Consider the following 17,058-nt stretch of genomic DNA (forward strand, 5'->3'; position numbering starts at 1 on the left):
GTCCTAGCTTCTGCGCCGTATCAGGCCCGCACAGCCGAGCCCAGCCCAGCTCAGCCCAGCTCAGCCCCGGGCGGGCGCCTGATCAGATCGTGATCTCGCCCGCGGCCTGGCGCCGCATGATGTCCTCGACCAGCACCAATGCCGCTTCCAGCGTGAACTCGCCCTCGGCGACATGGTGCAGGGCCGTGGCGACGTCGATGGTGGCGATTTCCATGACCTCGCCGTCGCGATTGGCGGGACGGGCGTCCGGCGCCAGGATGCAGGTGCTGGTCAGCACGTCTTCGACCTGATAGCCCTCGGGCAGGCGTCGATGGATGCGCAGGATCGTGCGCAGCGGCGTGCGGCGCACGAGATCGGGTTCGTCCAGGCCGGCCTCTTCGCCGCATTCGCGCACCAGCGCCAGTTCCAGGTCTTCGCCCCTGCCGGCCAGTCCGCCGACCAGTGTGTCCCACATACCGGGATCGGTGGATTTGCTGAGAGAACGCCGCGCGACCCACAGCTTGCCGTCGGGCGTCCAGGCGTTCAGGTGCACGGCCTTGGTCAATAGGCCCAGCGGCCGCACGGCGGCGCGTTCGATCACGCCGAGCGTCTCGTCGCCATCCAATACGTCCAGCAGTTCGTCGCGCCAGCCGCGCAGGCAGTTGGCTTGGCGCAACAGTTCCGCGGCCTGTTCCAGCGCCGCGTCCAGCGCATTGCCCGGCGCCAGGCGCTCGCCGATGCGCAACGCCGTGCCGTCGGACTGTGTTTCAGGCGCGTCGCGCAGCGCGTCGCAGGCCGCGTGCGTGGCCCAGCCGCAGCGTCGCCCCGCAATATATAAAGCGCGCGCGCCTTCGGGGGCGGGCTCCTGCGCGCGGGCGCACAGGGCGGCATACAGATCGGACAGCGGCTTTTGCATCGTGGCGCCATGGTGATGAGGTTGCGGGCGATTTTAAGCCACCCTGTTTACGGCTCGCGGTCAAGGGGGCGCGCCCAAGTGGGGGCGGGCCGCATGAATTCAAGAGCACTAAATTACATCTGTTTGCGCGTCCGCTATAATCCGCCAGTTTCTTTGTGATTTCGAGAGGGAACGACAGGGCCGCTCTATCTCCCTGCATCGCCCTGCCATCTAATAATTGCGTGTTGCCCGTATTCCGGTGACTTCCGCCACCAGCAAATGGGCCTTCGCGCCGTATTTCGAGGTAAGCATGAAGAAGTGGAGAGGGATACTGGGGGCTTGTGCGATGCTGATTGGCGGCGTGGCCGGTGCCCAGGTGCAAAACATGCCCGGCGGTCCGAAGGTCAATCAGCTGAACCTGCATGAAGGCGTCACCGCGATTTCGCGCGACATCATGTGGCTGCATTGGTTGCTGCTCACGATCTGTATTGTGATTTTCATCGGCGTCTTCGGAGTGATGTTCTACTCCATCTGGGCGCACCGGAAGTCCCGCGGCCACAAGGCGGCGACCTTCCACGAACATCTGGGTGTCGAAGTCGCCTGGACCGTCATTCCCTTCATCATCGTCATCGCCATGGCGTTGCCGGCCACCAAGACGGTCGTCGCCATGAAGGACACTTCCAGCGCCGACCTGACCGTCAAGGTCACCGGCTATCAATGGAAGTGGGGCTACGAATACCTCGACGGCTCTGCCGCCGGCATCAAGTTCCTCTCCACGCTTTCCACGCCGCGCGCCCAGATCGAGAACCGCGAGCCCAAGGGCGAGTTCTATCTGATGGAAGTGGACAACCATCTGGTCGTCCCCGCCAACAAGAAGATCCGCATCGTCCTCACGGCGGCCGACGTCATCCACTCGTGGATGATTCCGGACTTCGGCGTGAAGCAGGACGCGATCCCCGGGTTCCTTCGCGACACCTGGTTCAACGCCGAAAAGCCTGGCATCTATCGCGGCCAGTGCGCGGAATTGTGCGGCAAGGACCACGCCTTCATGCCCATCGTCGTGGAAGTCCTGGCGCAAGCCGACTACGATAAGTGGGTTGAAGACCAAAAGAAGAAGATGGCGGCAAACGCCGACGATCCCAATAAAGAGTGGACGGAAGCCGAACTGGTTGCCCGCGGCGAAAAGGTTTTCGCGGCGAATTGCGTGGCCTGCCACCAGGCCAACGGCAAGGGCATTCCCGGTTCCTTCCCGCCGCTCGACGGAGACAAGGTTGTTCTGGGCCCCAAGGGGGAGCAGATCAACACCGTGCTGAAGGGCAAGCCCGGCACCGCCATGGCGGCGTTCGGCGGGCAGCTCAACGATGTCGAGATCGCAGCGGTCATCAGCTATACGCGCCATGCCTGGAGCAATGCCGGCAAGGGGCAGGACCCGACGGTTCTACCGAAGGACATCACGCCCGCGCGCTGATTGCGCGCGCGCCGTTCCTTCACCGTAGAACCGGTTCCGTTTAGTCAGAGATACCCTGCCGCCCCGTTGGACGGGGCTGGCACTCAGCAGGAAGGAGTCCATCATGAGCAGCGTCACTGTAGACCACGTGTCGCCGGGCCACGGCCACGGTCACGATGACCACCATCACGGCGTGCCCACGGGCTGGCGCCGGTGGCTTTTTGCAACGAACCACAAAGACATCGGGACGATGTATCTCATCTTCTCGTTCGTCATGCTTCTGGAGGGCGGCACGCTGGCCCTTCTGCTGCGCACCGAACTCTTCGAGCCCGGCCTGCAGTTCTTCCGCCCCGAACTGTTCAACCAGTTCACCACGATGCACGGCCTGATCATGGTGTTCGGCGCCATCATGCCGGCCTTCGTGGGCTTCGCGAACTGGATGATCCCGATGCAGATCGGCGCGTCCGACATGGCGTTCGCGCGCATGAACAACTTCAGCTTCTGGCTGCTGCCGGTTGCCGCGATCATGCTGACCGCCTCGTTCTTCGTGCCGGGCGGCGCCACTGCCGCGGGCTGGACGCTGTACGCGCCCCTGTCGCTGCAGATGGGCCCGGGCATGGACCTGGCCATCTTCGCCATCCACATCATGGGCGCCTCGTCCATCATGGGCGCCATCAACATCATCGTGACCGTGCTGAACATGCGCGCGCCCGGCCTGACGCTGATGAAGATGCCGCTGTTCTGCTGGACCTGGCTGATCACCGCGTTCCTGCTCTTGGCCGTGATGCCGGTGCTGGCCGCCGCCATCACCATGGTGCTGACCGACCGCCACTTCGGCACGGGCTTCTTCAACGCCGCTGCCGGCGGTGACCCGGTCCTGTACCAGCACGTGTTCTGGTTCTTCGGGCACCCCGAGGTCTACATCATGATCTTGCCGGCGTTCGGCATCGTGTCGGCCATCGTGCCCGCGTTCGCCCGCAAGAAGCTCTTCGGCTACGCCTCGATGGTGTACGCCACCGCTTCCATCGCCGTGCTGTCGTTCATCGTGTGGGCGCACCACATGTTCACGACGGGCATGCCGGTGACCGGCCAGCTCTACTTCATGTACGCCACCATGCTCATCTCCATCCCGACCGGGGTGAAGGTGTTCAACTGGGTCGCGACGATGTGGCGCGGTTCCATGACGTTCGAGACGCCGATGCTGTTTTCCATCGGCTTCATCTTCGTGTTCACGATGGGCGGCTTCACGGGCCTGATCCTGTCGGTGGCGCCGATCGACATCCAGGTCCACGACACCTACTACGTGGTGGCGCACTTCCACTACGTGCTGGTGGCCGGTTCCCTGTTCGCGCTGTTTGCCGGCGCCTACTACTGGGTGCCCAAGTGGACGGGCCGCATGTACAGCGAAAAGCTGGGCAAGCTGCACTTCTGGTCGACGCTGATCTCGTTCAACGTGACCTTCTTCCCGATGCACTTCCTGGGTCTGGCCGGCATGCCGCGCCGCTACGCCGACTACGCCGCGCAGTTCACGACGTTCCATCAGATCGCCACCATCGGCGCGTTCTGGTTCGGCCTGTCGCAGCTGATTTTCCTGGTTGCGATCCTGCGCTGCTACATGGGCAAGGGCGAACCGGCCCCGGCCAAGCCGTGGGAAGGCGCCGAAGGACTGGAATGGACGGTGCCGTCGCCCGCCCCGTTCCACACCTTCGAAACGCCGCCCGAAGTGAAGTAATCCCTTGTCCATGTTTCAGGTCGCACAGCAATGACACCCGAGCAGCGCCGTCGTAACAAGATCGCAGGACTGGTTCTTCTGGTTTTCGTCATTGCCGTGTTTGCCTGGACGGTGATCCGCGGTTCGGCCTTGCTGACCGGCAAGGCGGTGGGCTAGAGGCCTCGGCCATGAGCGACGACCTTCGCGAAACGTCTCAGCGCAAGCTGAGCTTCCTTCAGACGATGAAGGCGGTGGCGTGGGGGTTCTTCGGCGTGCGCAAGGGCGCGGGCTACCGTGAGGACAGCGCCAAGCTCAATCCCGTCCACGTCATCGTGGCCGGGCTGCTGGCAGCGGCAATCTTTGTGACTGTGCTGGTTTTAATTGTTCGTTGGGCTGTTTCCAGCCTGACTTGAATTACCTAAATCTAAATCTGTACCAGGGAGAAAGCCATGAGTGCAAGTCACTCGGTTCAAGGTAAAGAGGCACCGTACTACTTTGTCCCCGCCGACTCGGGCCATCCCGTGCGCATGGCCGTGGCACTGCTCTTCATGGGCCTGGGGGCCGCGGCCTGGGTCAACGGCGCCGATTGGGGCAAGTGGTCCGTGCTGGTCGGATTCATCGGCGTGATCATCGTGATGTATTACTGGTTTGGCGACGCCATCCACGAATCCGAGATCGGCCTGAACAGCAAGCGCATCGACGGCTCGTACCGCTGGAGCATGAGCTGGTTCATCTTCTCCGAGGTCATGTTCTTTGCCGCGTTCTTTGGCGCGCTCTGGTACACGCGCACCATCACGACGCCGTGGCTGGGCGACATCGACCACCGCCTGATGCTGTGGCCGGATTTCCAGGCGGCCTGGCCCAACTTCGGCCCGGCGGGCGTGGTCGAGCCCTTCCAGACCGTGGGTCCGTTCTGGCTGCCCACGATCAACACGGCGCTGCTGCTGAGCTCCGGCGTCACGCTCACCATTGCCCACCATGCACTGCGTGAAAACCACCGCGGCAAGGCCAAGTTCTGGCTGGCGGCCACCGTCATCCTGGGCTTTGTCTTCGTGGGCTGCCAGGCGTTCGAATACATCCACGCCTACCGCGACCTGAACCTGAAGTTCAATTCGGGCGCGTACGGGTCGCTGTTCTACATGCTGACCGGCTTTCACGGGTTCCACGTGATCCTGGGCGCCACGATGCTCACGGTCATCCTGATCCGCCTGATCCGCGGCCATTTCACGCCGGATCATCACTTCGGGTTCGAAGGCGCGGCGTGGTACTGGCACTTTGTCGACGTGGTGTGGCTGGGCCTGTACCTGTTCGTGTATTGGTTCTGACCGCATTGGCCCTGACGGCGGCCGGCAGCGCCGGCGGCCGTTGCGGCAGGGAAAGCGCGAAGGGAGCCGGGCGGCAAGCCGGCCTCCGTCGCGCTTTCAGCCCATCTGGCGGGGCGCGGCGGCAGGCATCACGCAAGGCCCGGGGAACCGGGCGGCGGGCAGCCTATCTAAAACCGGTGCTCTCGATCCAGCCCATGTAATGGGCGAACAGCACGAACAGGAACAGGGCGACCGACAGGCCGATCCGGACCGTCAGCGCGTTGACCGTGCGGTTGGTGGTACCTTTGTCCCGCATCAGGTAGACCAGGGCGGATGCCAGACTGGCCAGTATCCCGATGAAGGCCAGAACGACGAAAACGCGCATTGTGGTCTCCCGACAATTCAGATTTAGCAACGACAGATGTCCCGACCGCATTCCACCCGCTACACGGTAGCCGCCTTATTGTTGCTTGGCCTCGCCGTGGTGGTCCTGGTGTCGCTGGGACAATGGCAGATGCGCCGCAGCGATGAGCGACGCGCCATTCTGGCTGCGATCGAAGCCGGCCGCAAGCAAGCGCCCCTGCTTCTGACGCCGGCGACGCCGCCCGCGGACATGACGCCGTGGCGCGTGGCGCAGGCCAGCGGGACATGGCTGCCGCAATTCAGTGTACTGCTGGACAATCGCAACCACGACGGCAGGCCGGGCTACTGGCTGGCCACGCCGCTGTTGCTGGATGCGGCCACGAATCGCGCGGTGCTGGTGCTGCGGGGCTGGCTGCCGCGCGTGATCCAGGGCCAGGGCGAGCCGCAGCTGCCGGCCACGCCCGAGGGCATGCAGACCGTGCAAGGCGAGCTGTCCGTGCGCGTGCCGCGCCTGTTTGAACTGTGGTCGCTGGGAGGCGCCGACGCCTCCGCGCTGCCCGCGGCGCTGCCGGTGGCGGGCGGCGCGGTGCCGCAAGTGCAGAACCTGCCGCTGGACGACTATGCGCGCGCGACCGGATTGAATCTGCTGCCCACGGTGCTGAGCCAGGGCGGCCAGGTGGACGACGGCCTGGTGCGCGACTGGCCCCAGCCGTCGGTGGATTTCCAGCAGAACACGTCGTACGCGGTACAGTGGTTCGCTTTCGGCGCAATTGCGGCGATTGCCTGGCTGGTGGTGCTGGGTGGCGCCATCCGCCGCAGGCGCCAGCGCGTGGACCAGCAGGCGCAGGCTCGCATGCGGGCACGCAGATGACCAACGCTATTCCAGGATACAAAGTGGCTCGCGACATTTCATCCAACAAGCCCGCACGCAAGCGTTCGCTGATGCCGATGGTGCTGGTGTTCCTGTGCTCGCTGGCGCCCATCGTCGCCGCGTTCGTGGTCTACATGAACCCGCAATGGTGGCCCAGCGATTCCAGCAATTACGGCACGCTCCTGTCGCCGCAACGCCCGATGCCCGAAGCGTCGGAACTGCGCCTGACCACGCTGGACGGCAAGCCGTTCGATCTGCAGAGCCTGAAGGGCAAGTGGCTGCTGGTGGCCGCCGATGGCGCGGCCTGCCCCGAAAGCTGCGCGCGCAAGCTCTTCATCACCCGCAACAGTCACGCCAGCCAGGGCAAGAACGTGGATCGGCTGGCGCGGGTGTGGTTCATCACCGATGATGCGGTGGTGCCGGACAAGGTGCTGGAGGCATACAAGGGCACGGTCATGGTGCGGGTGAATCCGGACCAGCTGGCCCGATTCCTGCTGGCGCGCGACACGGCCGCGGGGCAGCCCGGACTGCAGGATCCGATCTGGGTGATCGATCCGCTGGGCAACCTGATGATGCAGTATCCCGCCGAGGCGGATGGCGTGCGGGTGCGCAAGGACATCAGCAAGCTGGTCTATAACTCGCGCATTGGTTGAACGGTTTTTTGGTTTTGATATGGAACGCATCAAAGCGCGTTATCGCAAGCTGGTTTTCTTCACCTGGTTCCTGACGCTGGACCTCATCATGTTCGGCGCCTTCGTGCGCCTGACCGATTCCGGGCTGGGCTGTCCGGACTGGCCCGGCTGCTACGGCAGCGTCACGCCGATCGGCGCGATGGGCGACATCCACGAAGCCTCGCAGGCCATGCCCTTCGGCCCGGTGACGCTGTCCAAGGCCTGGATCGAAATGATCCACCGCTACGTCGGCGCCATCCTGGGCATGCTCATTATCGGCATCGTCTACATGGCCTGGCGCTATCGCCGCGAACTGGGCCGTTCGCCCGCGCTGGCCATCACCACGCTGGTTGCCGTGTGCGTGCAGGGCGCGTTCGGCGCGTGGACCGTGACCCACAAGCTCATGCCCGCCGTCGTGACGGCGCACCTGGTGTTTGGCCTGTCGGTGCTGGCGTTGATGACCTGGCTGTCCTCGCGCGAACGCCCGCACCTGCCCGTCAGCGCCGAGGCCGTGCGCTGGAAGCCGTGGGTGGCGGTCGGATTCGGGCTGCTGCTGGTGCAGGTCACGTTGGGCGGCTGGGTCAGCACCAACTATGCGGCGCTGGCCTGCATGGACTTTCCCACGTGCCACGGGCAATGGGTGCCGGAGATGGACTTTCATGGCGGCTATTCGGTCATCCGGGGCCTGGGCGAACTGCCGTCCGGCGAAATGATCTCGCAGCCCGCGCTGACCGCGATCCACTGGGTGCATCGCAATTTCGCCTTCGTGGTGTTCGTCTACCTGGGCATCCTGGCCTGGCGGCTGCGCGCCGCCGAGCCCGGCCTGCGCGGCCCGGCCACGCTGATGCTGGCCCTCCTGGCCGCGCAGCTGTTCACGGGGCTGACCACCATCTTCTTTCAGTGGCCGCTTCTGATCGCCGTCCTGCACAATGGGGGCGCGGCGGGCCTGACATTGTCGGCCGTGGTGTTGATGGTGCGGCTGGCGTCTGCCGGCCGCGAGCCGGCGGGGCGGTACGACCCCAATTTGGTGCGCGTTTAAAATGAGGTCCACTATGACCAGTCTTGCCGCTCCTCAATCCGGATTGCTCCGCCAGTACCTCGTTCTCACCAAGCCGCGCGTCACGCAGCTGGCTGTGTTTTGCGCCGTGATCGGCATGTTCCTCGCGGCGCCCGGCATTCCGGACATGCGCCGGGTGCTGTTCGGCACGATCGGTATCTGGCTGCTGGCCGCCGCCGCCTTCGCCATCAACTGCCTGATCGAACAGGAAGTCGACGCCCGCATGCTGCGCACCGCGCGGCGGGCCACGGCGCGTGGCACCATTTCGGCATTCCAGGTGCTGAGCCTGTCGGGTCTGCTGGGCGGCGCGGGCATGTTCGTGCTCTACCACATGGTCAACCCGCTCACCATGTGGCTGACGTTCGCCACGTTTGTGGGCTATGCCATCATCTACACCATCATCCTCAAGCCGCGCACGCCGCAGAACATCGTGATCGGCGGCCTGTCGGGCGCGATGCCGCCGGCGCTGGGCTGGGCGGCCGTCGCCGATTCTGTGCCGGCCGAGGCCTGGGTGCTGGTCCTCATCATCTTCATCTGGACGCCGCCGCACTTCTGGGCGCTGGCGCTTTACCGCAACCACGATTACGCCAAGGCCGGCCTGCCCATGCTGCCGGTCACCCACGGCAACCAGTTCACGCGTCTGCACATCCTGCTGTACAGCCTGGCGTTGATGGCGACCACGCTGTTGCCCTACGCCATCCGCATGAGCGGCGAACTCTATCTGCTGTCGGCGCTGGTGCTGGGCGGCATGTTCGTGTCGTATGCGTGGCGCCTGTACCGCGCATACAGCGACGAGCTGGCCCGCAGCATGTTCCGTTTTTCCATTCTCTACCTGGCGCTGCTGTTTGGCGCCCTGCTGGTGGACCACTGGGTCGCCCTGTTGCGCTGACCCCCTGGAGGTTGTCGATGTCCGTGTTTTCCGCCAGCCGCCGGCTGGCCCTGCGACTGGGCGCAGCCGCCGCCGTCGCCGCCGCCCTGGCTGCCTGCGGCGACAGCAAGCCCCTCTTCAAGGGTAGCGATATCACCGGCACGCAATTGGGCCGCGGCATGGAACTGTCCGACCACAACGGCAAGCTGCGTCAGCTGTCGGACTTTTCCGGCAAGGTCGTGGTCGTGTTCTTCGGTTTCACGCAGTGTCCAGACGTATGCCCCACGGCGCTGGCTGAACTGACCGAAGTCATGAAGAAGCTGGGTCCGGATGCCGATCGCGTCCAGGTGCTGCTGATCTCGGTGGACCCCGAGCGCGACACGCCTGAGGTGCTCAAGCAGTACGTCACGGCGTTCGATCCGCGGTTCCTGGGCCTGACGGGCACGCCCGACCAGGTCAAGAAGGCGGCGGCCTCGTTCAAGGCCTATTACGCCAAGGCACCCACCAAGGATGGCAACTACACGATGGACCACACGGCCGCGTTCTACCTGCTGGACGGCAAGGGCGAATCGCGCGTGCTGGTCAACAACAACGTCGGCGTGGACGCGCTGACGCAGGACATCCAGGCGCTGCTGAAGGGTTGATTCCCCCGGGCGGGTTCAGGCCTTTGCCGCCGCCCACGCGGCCAGTGCGGCGCGGGCCTTGTCGCTGAGTTCGGCGGTGGAAATATCGCGCCGGTGCGCGATGATCATCAAGGCGTAGGGCGTGGCAAGCGCGGCCGCTTCGGGACACAGGCGCGCCTCTTCGCCCACCGAGGGCGACGTGTTGCGCCAGTAGTTGATGGCCTGTTCGAGTTGGGGCAGCGTGATCAAATCCATGCGCCTATTGTCCACGAATGCCCCACCCTGTCCACCCTCCATGCGCCCTGCAATGAAGGGTCACCATCGCAACATGCCGAAACCGCGCGCGGGTGCTATACCACTGCCGGTTAGTTACGATGGAGCATCGTCATGAATACTTCGACCTCTACCGCGTCGCCGCGCCGCGGCCTGCATCCGTTGCTTGCCGCCGCCGCGATCGCCGTCATCGTCATGTGCTCGGTGGGCGTGGCCGCCGTGCTGGGTTGGCTGCCGTCGCCGTCGGCTAACCCGCACGCGGAACAAGCCGTGGCCGAGGCCGGCCCCGAGGACGCCAACCTGGCGCCCGCGCCGGCCGCCGAGCCGCCCGGAGCGGGCAGGCCCGCCGGCCAGATGCGCGAGGCGCAGCAAGCGCAGGCCGCCCCGTCCCCGCGTCCCGCTGCCGCGCCCGCACAGCAGGCGTGCGCCAGCTGCGGCGTGGTCGAGACCATCCGCCAGGTGCAGGTACCCGCCAAGGATGACAGCAACCATCTGGTCGGGACCATCGCGGGCGGCGTGGCCGGCGGCGTTGTGGGTAATCAGTTTGGTGGAGGCAACGGCAAGACCGCGCTGACGGTGCTGGGCGCGGTCGGCGGCGCTTTGGCAGGCCGTGAAGTTGAGCGTAATATCAGACAGCAACAAACAGTGACGCACTATGAGCTCACGGTCCGCATGAATGACGGCAGCAAGCGCCAGTTCCGCAGCGCGCAGCCGTTCTCGTTTGCCTCCGGCGACCACGTGCGCGTGGAGAACAATCAATTGCTGCCCGGCTGATCCCGGCCGACGGCGGCAAGCATCCGACTATGGAGAGATCTGGAATGAGCGACCAATTCAACAATCCGTTCGTCCTGCCCGGCATGGGCCAGAACTCCGATCTCTCGGGCAATCCGCTTCTGGCCAGCATGGAGATGATGCGCCAGGCCTGGGCGGGCCTGACGGGCCCCGGCGGTCTTGCCAGCAGCCTGCCCATGGCGCCGCCCATGAATCTCGAAGACCTGGACCGCCGCATTGCCGAACTGCGCTCGGTGGAAAACTGGCTGCGCATGAATTTGAGCATGCTCTCCAGCACCATCCAGGGCATGGAGGTGCAACGCTCCACCATCAGCACCCTGCGCGCCTTCGTGGACAGCGCCTCGCGCATGGACATGGGCGCAACCCCGGAAGCCGGGGCGCCGTCGCCGCTGGAAGTCGCGCTGGGCTTGAAGCCCGCGCCCAAGGCTGCGGCGTCCGCGCCGTCCGGCCATGCCGCGGCCGCAGATGAAAAGGAAAACGCCGGCGCACAATCCGGCGCCAAGGCGCAAGGCGAAGACGCCTCCGCCGGGCCGGATGCGGCAGCCGCCATGAGCGAGCAGATGGGCGCCGCGGCACAGTCGGCATCCAAGGCCTGGTGGGAGCTGCTGCAGCAGCAGTTCAATCAGATCGCGGCTGCCACCGCAGCCTCCATGCCCGCCGGCGCACCGGGCACGGCCAGCGCCAAGTCCGAACCCTCGCATCCCAAGGCGTCGGCCGAGGCGCAGGCCAAGCCCGGCAAACCCGCGGCCAAGCCCGCCGCCACCGCACGCAAGCCGGCTGCCGCCAAGAAAGCAGCCAAGCCAGCGGCCAAGACAGCCAAGAAAAACGGGCCTGCCGACGGCAAGCCCTGACCCCATCCTTCAATCGACACGCGGAGCCGCCGCCAGGCCGCCCGCCCGTCTCTCAACCTACTGGAACTTATGCTTAATGTAGTGATTCTTGCCGCCGGACTGGGTAAACGCATGCAGTCCGACCTTCCCAAAGTGCTGCACACGCTGGCCGGCAAACCCATGCTGGCGCATGTGCTGGACAGCGCACGCCAACTGAATCCCGCGCGCATCGTCGTGGTGGTCGGCCATGGCGCCGATCGCGTCAAGCAGGCATTCGAAGGCCAGCCGGATCTGCACTTCGTGCTGCAGCAGCCGCAGCAGGGCACGGGCCACGCCGTGCAGCAGGCCGTGCCGCAACTGCTGGAAGGCGACGGCAAGGACGACGTCACGCTGGTGCTGTACGGCGACGTGCCGCTGGTGCAGCCGGAAACGCTCAAGCGCCTTCTGGACGCGCGCGGCCAGGGCGCCGCCGTGCTGACCGAAGTGCTGGCCGATTCCACCGGTTATGGCCGCATCGTGCGCGACGCCAAGGGCAGCGTGTGCCGCATCGTCGAACACAAGGACGCCTCGGAAGCCGAGCGCGAGATCAAGGAAGTGAACACCGGCATCCTCACCGCGCCCACCGCGAAGCTGAAGAACTGGCTCACCCGCATCGACAACAACAACGCCCAGGGCGAGTACTACCTGACCGACGTGGTCGGGCTGGCCGTGGTCGACGAGATTCCCGTGGGCGCGGCCCAGCCGGGCGCCGCCTGGGAAACGCTGGGCGTGAACAGCCGCGTGCAGCAGGCCGAACTGGAGCGCCGCTGGCAAGCCGAGCAGGCCCGCCGCCAGCTTGAAGCCGGCGTCACGCTGGCCGACCCGGCGCGCTTTGACGTGCGCGGCACGCTCACTTGCGGCCGCGATGTCTTCATCGACGTGGGCTGCGTCTTCGAAGGCCAGGTGTCCCTGGCCGACGGCGTGCGCGTGGGCCCGCACTGCGTGCTGCGCGACGTCAGCATTGGCGCGGGCACCCACATCGAGGCCTTCAGCCATCTGCAGCAGGCCGAAGTCGGCCGCGATGCGCGCGTGGGACCCTATGCCCGCCTGCGTCCCGGCGCCGAACTGGGCGACCGCAGCCACGTCGGCAACTTCGTCGAGATCAAGAAGAGCGTGCTGGGCGCGGACAGCAAGGCCAACCACCTTGCGTACATCGGCGACGCGGACATCGGCGCGCGCGTGAACGTGGGCGCGGGCACCATCACCTGCAACTACGACGGCGTGAACAAGCACCGCACCGTCATCGAAGACGACGCCTTCATCGGCTCGGACACGCAGCTCGTCGCGCCGGTGCGCGTGGGCCGTGGCGCGACGCTGGGCGCCGGTACCACCCTCACGCGTGACGCGCCGGCCGACAAGCTGACCGTGTCGCGTCCCAAGCAGGTCACCGTTGACGGATGGCAGCGCCCGGTAAAGAAGTCGTGATGCAGGACCAGGAAGCGGCCGCGGGGGGCGGGGCCAGGCCCGCGCACCCCGACGGCCTGCCGGCGCCGCGCCGGTACTGGGCGGCGGCCACCGTGATGACGGGCATCAGCCTGTCGGTGCTGGACACCACCATCGCCAACGTGGCGCTGCCCACGATCGCCAAGGATCTGAACGCCCTGCCCGCGCAGGCAGTCTGGATCGTCAACGCCTACAACCTTGCCGTCGTGATGGCGCTCTTGCCGCTGTCCGCGCTGGCCGAGCGCATCGGCTTTCGCCGCATGTTCACGTTCGGGCTGGTGCTGTTCACGCTGGCCTCGCTGGGCTGCGCGCTTGCCGGCACGTTGTGGCAATTGACCGCCGCGCGCGTGTTCCAGGGGCTGGGGGCGGCCACGCTCATGTGCATGTTCGGCGGCCTGGTGCGCAACATCTATCCGCTCAAGATGCTGGGCCGGGGCATCAGCATCAATGCCACCACGGTGGCGGTCATGTCGGTGCTCGGGCCCACCATTGGTTCGGCCATCCTGTCCGTGGCGCCGTGGCCGTGGATCTTCGCCGTCAACCTGCCGATCTGCGCGCTTGCCATGTTTGGCCTGCGCCATCTGCCGGAAGTGCCGCGCAACGACGTCAAGCTGGACTGGATCAGTGCGCTGCTGTGCATGGCGACGCTGGGCGTCTTCATTTCGGGCGTGGACATGATGGGCGAGGACCTGCTGCGGGGCATCGGCCTGGTCGCGATCTCGGCGGTGGCCGGGCTGGTGCTGGTGCGCCGCGCCAGCCAGCAGACCGCGCCGCTGGTGCCGGTGGACTTGCTGCGCATCCGCCCGCTGGCGTTTGCTGTGGGCGCATCGGCCTGCACCTTCGCCGCCCAGATGGCGTCCTATGTGTCGCTGCCGTTCTACTTCCAGCAGGTGCTGGGCCGGCCTTACCTTGAGGTGGGCATGCTGATGGGCGCCTGGCCGGTCGGCACGGCCATCATCGCGCCGCTGGCCGGACGCCTGTCGGACCGCTACTCCGCCGCTACGCTCAGCGGCATTGGCGCGGCGACGATGGTCGCGGGCATGCTGTGGCTGGCGCTCTTGCCATCCACGGTGTCGAACTGGCCCGTCATTGCCGGCATGTTCGTGGCGGGCGTGGGCTTCGGCTTTTTCCAGACGCCCAACAACCGCGCGCTGCTGTCTGCCGCGCCCCGGCTGCGCAGCGGCGCGGCGGGCGGCCTGCAGGCCACGACCCGGGTGTTCGGCCAGAGCTTTGGCACCGCGCTGGTGGCCATCGCCTTCAGCGTCAGCGCGGCTCACGGACCGGGGCTGGCCCTGGTGCTGGGCACGGTGTGCGCGGCGCTGGCCGTGGTGGTCAACACCGTCCGCTTCAACAAGCTGCGGGCCTAGCGGCGGCAGGGGTCCGACACCCTTCGAACCCCGCCCGGACCCCCGGGCGCGGGCCGCTTCTATAATGGCGGCCGGCGCCCGGTTTCACTTTCCGGGCGCGAAGATTACCTATTTTGAAGGCGCACAGGCATGAAGATCACGGTCGTGGGTACCGGTTACGTAGGTTTGGTGTCGGGAGCGTGCCTGGCGGACATGGGCAACGATGTCATGTGCCTGGACGTGGATGCGGCCAAGATCGCGCTGCTGCGCCAGGGCGGCATTCCCATTTACGAGCCGGGCCTTGAAGACCTGGTGCGCCGCAACGTGCAGGCCGGGCGCCTGCATTTCACCGATGACGTCGCGCAAAGCGTGGCGTTCGGCGACGTCCAGTTCATCGCCGTGGGCACTCCGCCCGGCGAAGACGGTTCCGCCGATCTCAAGTACGTGCTGGCCGCCGCGCAGAACATCGCGCGCCACATGACCTCGCGCAAGCTGATCGTGGACAAGTCCACGGTGCCCGTCGGCACGGCGGACAAGGTGCGCGCCGTGGTCGCCAAGGAACTGGCCGAGCGCGGCGTCGACATCCCGTTCACGGTGGCGTCCAATCCGGAATTCCTGAAGGAAGGCGCGGCCATCAACGACTTCATGAGTCCGGACCGCGTGATCGTCGGCGCGGACGACGACTACACGATCGGCGTCATGCGCCGCATCTATGAACCCTTCCAGCGCACCCACGACCGCCTGATGGTGATGGACGTGCGCTCGGCCGAACTGACCAAGTACGCCGCCAACGCCATGCTGGCCACGCGCATCTCGTTCATGAACGAGATGGCGAACCTGGCCGAAGTGCTGGGCGCCGACGTCGAACAGGTGCGCCGCGGCATCGGCGCGGACCCGCGCATCGGCTATCACTTCCTGTACCCGGGCGCCGGCTATGGCGGCTCGTGCTTTCCGAAGGACGTGCAGGCGCTGGTCAACACCGCGTCCGAACACGGCCTGCCGATGCGCGTCATCGAGGCCGCCGAGGCCGCGAACCACGCGCAGAAGTTCCGCCTGGCTGAAAAGCTGGTGGCGCGCTTTGGCGAAGACCTGCGCGGGCGCAAGATCGCGTTGTGGGGCTTGTCCTTCAAGCCCAACACCGACGACATGCGCGAAGCGCCCAGCCTGACGGCCATCGCCGAACTCACGCGCCGCGGCGCCGAGGTGCGCGCCTATGACCCGGTGGCCATGCACGAGGCCGGCCGCGTGCTGGCCGGCCATCAAGGCATCAGCTTCGCCACCGACATGTACGACGCGCTGGACGGCGCGGACGCGCTGCTCATCGCCACCGAGTGGAAAGTCTTTCGCGCTCCCGACTTCGATCGCGTCAAGGCGCTGCTCAAGACGCCGCTCATCATCGACGGCCGCAATCTCTACACGCCGGCCGACGTGCGCAGCCTGGGCTTCGAGTACTCGGGCATCGGCCGCGCATGAAGATCCTGCAACTGAACTTCGAAAAGGGCTGGCGCGGCGGCGAGCGCCAGACGCTTTATTGCATGCGCGCCTTTCGCAAGGCGGGCCATGACGTCGAAGTGATGTGCCGCGAAGGCGCGCCGCTGGCCGAACGCGCCCGCCAGGAAGGATTCGTCGCCCACACCGTGCGCAACGTGCCCGGACAGCTGGCCTTTCTGGCCGGCGCCGGCCGCTACGACATCATCCACGCGCAGACCGCCAACACCATCACCTGGGCCGTGCTGACCAAATGGCTGCACCGCCGGCCCGTGGCGTTCTCGCGCCGCACGTCGTTCGTGGTCAAGCCGGGCGACGAATGGAAGACCGGCTACAAGTGGCGCCACGCCGACCTCTTCGTGGCCATCAGCGAAATGGCGGCCAGCGAGCCGCGCCGCCTGGGCATCGAACCCGTCATCATCCGCAGCGCGGTCGAGCCTCACCAGATCAATGCCGAGAACGTCGCCAACCTGGTTCGCGAGTTCGATCTGGAAGGCAAGAAAGTCATGGCGACTTCTGCCGCGCTCATTCGGGACAAGGACCCGGTCACGCTGGTGCGCGCCGTCGGCGAACTGGCCAAGACGCGCCGTGATTTTGTCTTCCTGCACTTCGGCGCCGGCGGCGACCGCGAACAGCAGGCCAAGGACGAGGCCCACAAGCTCGGCATCGAAGACGTCTACCGCTTTGCCGGCTTTCGCAAGGGCGTGGAAGACTTCTACAGCATCCTCGACGTGTTCGTCATGAGCTCCGAGGAAGAAGCGCTGGGCAGCAGCGTGCTGGACGCCTTCCTGCAGCGCGTGCCGGTGGTGTCCACCGACGCCGGCGGCCTGAAGGAAAGCCTGGCCGACGGCCGCGGCGTGCTATGCGCCGTGGGGGATCATCAGGCGATGGCGGCGGGCATGGCGCGTTGCCTGGATGATGCGGCGTTTCGGCACGAGGTCACCGAACGTGCTTATGAGTACGTGCGCAATGAACACGACGTGCAGAAGATGGGGAACCGGTATCTGGCGCAGTTCGAGCGGCTGGTGGGGCGCAGGTAGGGTTGAACGCCTTTAGCG

Annotated in this window: 19 protein-coding genes; 16 read left to right on the forward strand and 3 right to left on the reverse strand. The window is 66.1% G+C overall.

Annotated features, from left to right (window positions below; translation table 11 throughout):
- Positions 1–82: 82 nt before the first annotated feature.
- Positions 83–895, reverse strand: a complete 813-nt coding sequence (locus tag LN047_RS01035; protein WP_373980946.1) for a DUF4743 domain-containing protein — start codon at positions 893–895, stop codon at positions 83–85.
- 289 nt (positions 896–1,184) lie between these two features.
- On the opposite strand from LN047_RS01035, the gene coxB reads away from it, so the two are divergent.
- The 5 genes from coxB (at position 1,185) to LN047_RS01060 (ending at position 5,357) form a co-directional block, all read left to right on the forward strand.
- Positions 1,185–2,342, forward strand: coding sequence for a cytochrome c oxidase subunit II (gene coxB / locus LN047_RS01040; protein WP_056320329.1), 1,158 nt, complete (start codon positions 1,185–1,187; stop codon positions 2,340–2,342).
- 103 nt (positions 2,343–2,445) lie between these two features.
- Positions 2,446–4,053: a cytochrome c oxidase subunit I gene (ctaD, locus tag LN047_RS01045; protein WP_056320327.1), complete on the forward strand. Its 1,608-nt coding sequence runs from the start codon at positions 2,446–2,448 to the stop codon at positions 4,051–4,053.
- Between the two features lie 30 nt (positions 4,054–4,083).
- Entirely contained in the window at positions 4,084–4,209 is a 126-nt protein-coding gene (locus LN047_RS01050) for a cytochrome oxidase small assembly protein (RefSeq protein WP_216639588.1), read from the forward strand.
- Positions 4,210–4,220: 11 nt separating this feature from the next.
- Positions 4,221–4,445: a DUF2970 domain-containing protein gene (locus tag LN047_RS01055; RefSeq protein ID WP_056565538.1), complete on the forward strand. Its 225-nt coding sequence runs from the start codon at positions 4,221–4,223 to the stop codon at positions 4,443–4,445.
- A gap of 36 nt (positions 4,446–4,481) precedes the next feature.
- Positions 4,482–5,357, forward strand: a complete 876-nt coding sequence (locus LN047_RS01060) for a cytochrome c oxidase subunit 3 (protein WP_062840199.1) — start codon at positions 4,482–4,484, stop codon at positions 5,355–5,357.
- 163 nt (positions 5,358–5,520) lie between these two features.
- On the opposite strand, the gene LN047_RS01065 is transcribed toward LN047_RS01060, so the two are convergent.
- Positions 5,521–5,721 (reverse strand): twin transmembrane helix small protein, encoded by a 201-nt coding sequence (locus LN047_RS01065; protein WP_056320319.1) that lies wholly within the window; start codon positions 5,719–5,721, stop codon positions 5,521–5,523.
- Positions 5,722–5,757: 36 nt separating this feature from the next.
- Between LN047_RS01065 and LN047_RS01070 the strand changes: the two genes are divergently transcribed.
- From LN047_RS01070 to LN047_RS01090, 5 genes are all read left to right on the forward strand, one after another.
- Positions 5,758–6,570 carry an SURF1 family protein gene (locus LN047_RS01070; RefSeq protein WP_056320317.1) on the forward strand — a complete coding sequence of 271 codons (813 nt, stop codon included), beginning with the start codon at positions 5,758–5,760 and terminating at the stop codon, positions 6,568–6,570.
- A gap of 71 nt (positions 6,571–6,641) precedes the next feature.
- Positions 6,642–7,223: a hypothetical protein gene (locus LN047_RS01075; RefSeq protein WP_056320439.1), complete on the forward strand. Its 582-nt coding sequence runs from the start codon at positions 6,642–6,644 to the stop codon at positions 7,221–7,223.
- A 19-nt stretch (positions 7,224–7,242) separates the two neighbouring features.
- Entirely contained in the window at positions 7,243–8,280 is a 1,038-nt protein-coding gene (locus LN047_RS01080) for a heme A synthase (protein WP_128829755.1), read from the forward strand.
- A 13-nt stretch (positions 8,281–8,293) separates the two neighbouring features.
- Positions 8,294–9,187, forward strand: a complete 894-nt coding sequence (cyoE, locus tag LN047_RS01085; RefSeq protein WP_056320311.1) for a heme o synthase — start codon at positions 8,294–8,296, stop codon at positions 9,185–9,187.
- Positions 9,188–9,204: 17 nt separating this feature from the next.
- Positions 9,205–9,810, forward strand: coding sequence for an SCO family protein (locus tag LN047_RS01090; protein ID WP_373980947.1), 606 nt, complete (start codon positions 9,205–9,207; stop codon positions 9,808–9,810).
- Positions 9,811–9,825: 15 nt separating this feature from the next.
- On the opposite strand, the gene LN047_RS01095 is transcribed toward LN047_RS01090, so the two are convergent.
- Positions 9,826–10,044 (reverse strand): DUF3717 domain-containing protein, encoded by a 219-nt coding sequence (locus LN047_RS01095; protein WP_175235899.1) that lies wholly within the window; start codon positions 10,042–10,044, stop codon positions 9,826–9,828.
- Between the two features lie 132 nt (positions 10,045–10,176).
- Here LN047_RS01095 and LN047_RS01100 point away from each other — a divergent pair, with 132 nt between their 5' ends.
- The 6 genes from LN047_RS01100 to LN047_RS01125 all read left to right on the forward strand — a co-directional run bounded on the left by LN047_RS01100 (position 10,177) and on the right by LN047_RS01125 (position 17,040).
- Positions 10,177–10,836: a glycine zipper 2TM domain-containing protein gene (locus tag LN047_RS01100; protein WP_373980948.1), complete on the forward strand. Its 660-nt coding sequence runs from the start codon at positions 10,177–10,179 to the stop codon at positions 10,834–10,836.
- A 44-nt stretch (positions 10,837–10,880) separates the two neighbouring features.
- On the forward strand, positions 10,881–11,705 hold the full coding sequence (locus LN047_RS01105; protein WP_373980949.1) for a PhaM family polyhydroxyalkanoate granule multifunctional regulatory protein: 825 nt from the start codon (positions 10,881–10,883) through the stop codon (positions 11,703–11,705).
- A gap of 69 nt (positions 11,706–11,774) precedes the next feature.
- Positions 11,775–13,148 carry a bifunctional UDP-N-acetylglucosamine diphosphorylase/glucosamine-1-phosphate N-acetyltransferase GlmU gene (glmU, locus tag LN047_RS01110; protein ID WP_373980950.1) on the forward strand — a complete coding sequence of 458 codons (1,374 nt, stop codon included), beginning with the start codon at positions 11,775–11,777 and terminating at the stop codon, positions 13,146–13,148.
- Positions 13,148–14,533: an MFS transporter gene (locus LN047_RS01115; protein ID WP_373980951.1), complete on the forward strand. Its 1,386-nt coding sequence runs from the start codon at positions 13,148–13,150 to the stop codon at positions 14,531–14,533. Before glmU ends, LN047_RS01115 begins: the two co-directional genes overlap by 1 nt.
- Positions 14,534–14,662: 129 nt before the next feature.
- Positions 14,663–15,985, forward strand: a complete 1,323-nt coding sequence (locus LN047_RS01120; RefSeq protein WP_373980952.1) for a UDP-glucose/GDP-mannose dehydrogenase family protein — start codon at positions 14,663–14,665, stop codon at positions 15,983–15,985.
- On the forward strand, positions 15,982–17,040 hold the full coding sequence (locus tag LN047_RS01125) for a glycosyltransferase family 4 protein (protein WP_179690794.1): 1,059 nt from the start codon (positions 15,982–15,984) through the stop codon (positions 17,038–17,040). The genes LN047_RS01120 and LN047_RS01125 overlap by 4 nt, the downstream gene beginning before the upstream one ends.
- Positions 17,041–17,058: the final 18 nt, after the last annotated feature.

This window comes from Achromobacter sp. JD417, assembly GCF_041879325.1.
Taxonomy (GTDB): domain Bacteria; phylum Pseudomonadota; class Gammaproteobacteria; order Burkholderiales; family Burkholderiaceae_B; genus Achromobacter; species Achromobacter mucicolens.

Coding starts and splice junctions, on each gene's coding strand:
- LN047_RS01035 (WP_373980946.1), bottom strand. CDS start 895: ATGCAAAAGCCGCTGTCCGATCTGTATGCCGCCCTGTGCGCCCGCGCG.
- coxB (WP_056320329.1), top strand. CDS start 1,185: ATGAAGAAGTGGAGAGGGATACTGGGGGCTTGTGCGATGCTGATTGGC.
- ctaD (WP_056320327.1), top strand. CDS start 2,446: ATGAGCAGCGTCACTGTAGACCACGTGTCGCCGGGCCACGGCCACGGT.
- LN047_RS01050 (WP_216639588.1), top strand. CDS start 4,084: ATGACACCCGAGCAGCGCCGTCGTAACAAGATCGCAGGACTGGTTCTT.
- LN047_RS01055 (WP_056565538.1), top strand. CDS start 4,221: ATGAGCGACGACCTTCGCGAAACGTCTCAGCGCAAGCTGAGCTTCCTT.
- LN047_RS01060 (WP_062840199.1), top strand. CDS start 4,482: ATGAGTGCAAGTCACTCGGTTCAAGGTAAAGAGGCACCGTACTACTTT.
- LN047_RS01065 (WP_056320319.1), bottom strand. CDS start 5,721: ATGCGCGTTTTCGTCGTTCTGGCCTTCATCGGGATACTGGCCAGTCTG.
- LN047_RS01070 (WP_056320317.1), top strand. CDS start 5,758: ATGTCCCGACCGCATTCCACCCGCTACACGGTAGCCGCCTTATTGTTG.
- LN047_RS01075 (WP_056320439.1), top strand. CDS start 6,642: ATGCCGATGGTGCTGGTGTTCCTGTGCTCGCTGGCGCCCATCGTCGCC.
- LN047_RS01080 (WP_128829755.1), top strand. CDS start 7,243: ATGGAACGCATCAAAGCGCGTTATCGCAAGCTGGTTTTCTTCACCTGG.
- cyoE (WP_056320311.1), top strand. CDS start 8,294: ATGACCAGTCTTGCCGCTCCTCAATCCGGATTGCTCCGCCAGTACCTC.
- LN047_RS01090 (WP_373980947.1), top strand. CDS start 9,205: ATGTCCGTGTTTTCCGCCAGCCGCCGGCTGGCCCTGCGACTGGGCGCA.
- LN047_RS01095 (WP_175235899.1), bottom strand. CDS start 10,044: ATGGATTTGATCACGCTGCCCCAACTCGAACAGGCCATCAACTACTGG.
- LN047_RS01100 (WP_373980948.1), top strand. CDS start 10,177: ATGAATACTTCGACCTCTACCGCGTCGCCGCGCCGCGGCCTGCATCCG.
- LN047_RS01105 (WP_373980949.1), top strand. CDS start 10,881: ATGAGCGACCAATTCAACAATCCGTTCGTCCTGCCCGGCATGGGCCAG.
- glmU (WP_373980950.1), top strand. CDS start 11,775: ATGCTTAATGTAGTGATTCTTGCCGCCGGACTGGGTAAACGCATGCAG.
- LN047_RS01115 (WP_373980951.1), top strand. CDS start 13,148: ATGCAGGACCAGGAAGCGGCCGCGGGGGGCGGGGCCAGGCCCGCGCAC.
- LN047_RS01120 (WP_373980952.1), top strand. CDS start 14,663: ATGAAGATCACGGTCGTGGGTACCGGTTACGTAGGTTTGGTGTCGGGA.
- LN047_RS01125 (WP_179690794.1), top strand. CDS start 15,982: ATGAAGATCCTGCAACTGAACTTCGAAAAGGGCTGGCGCGGCGGCGAG.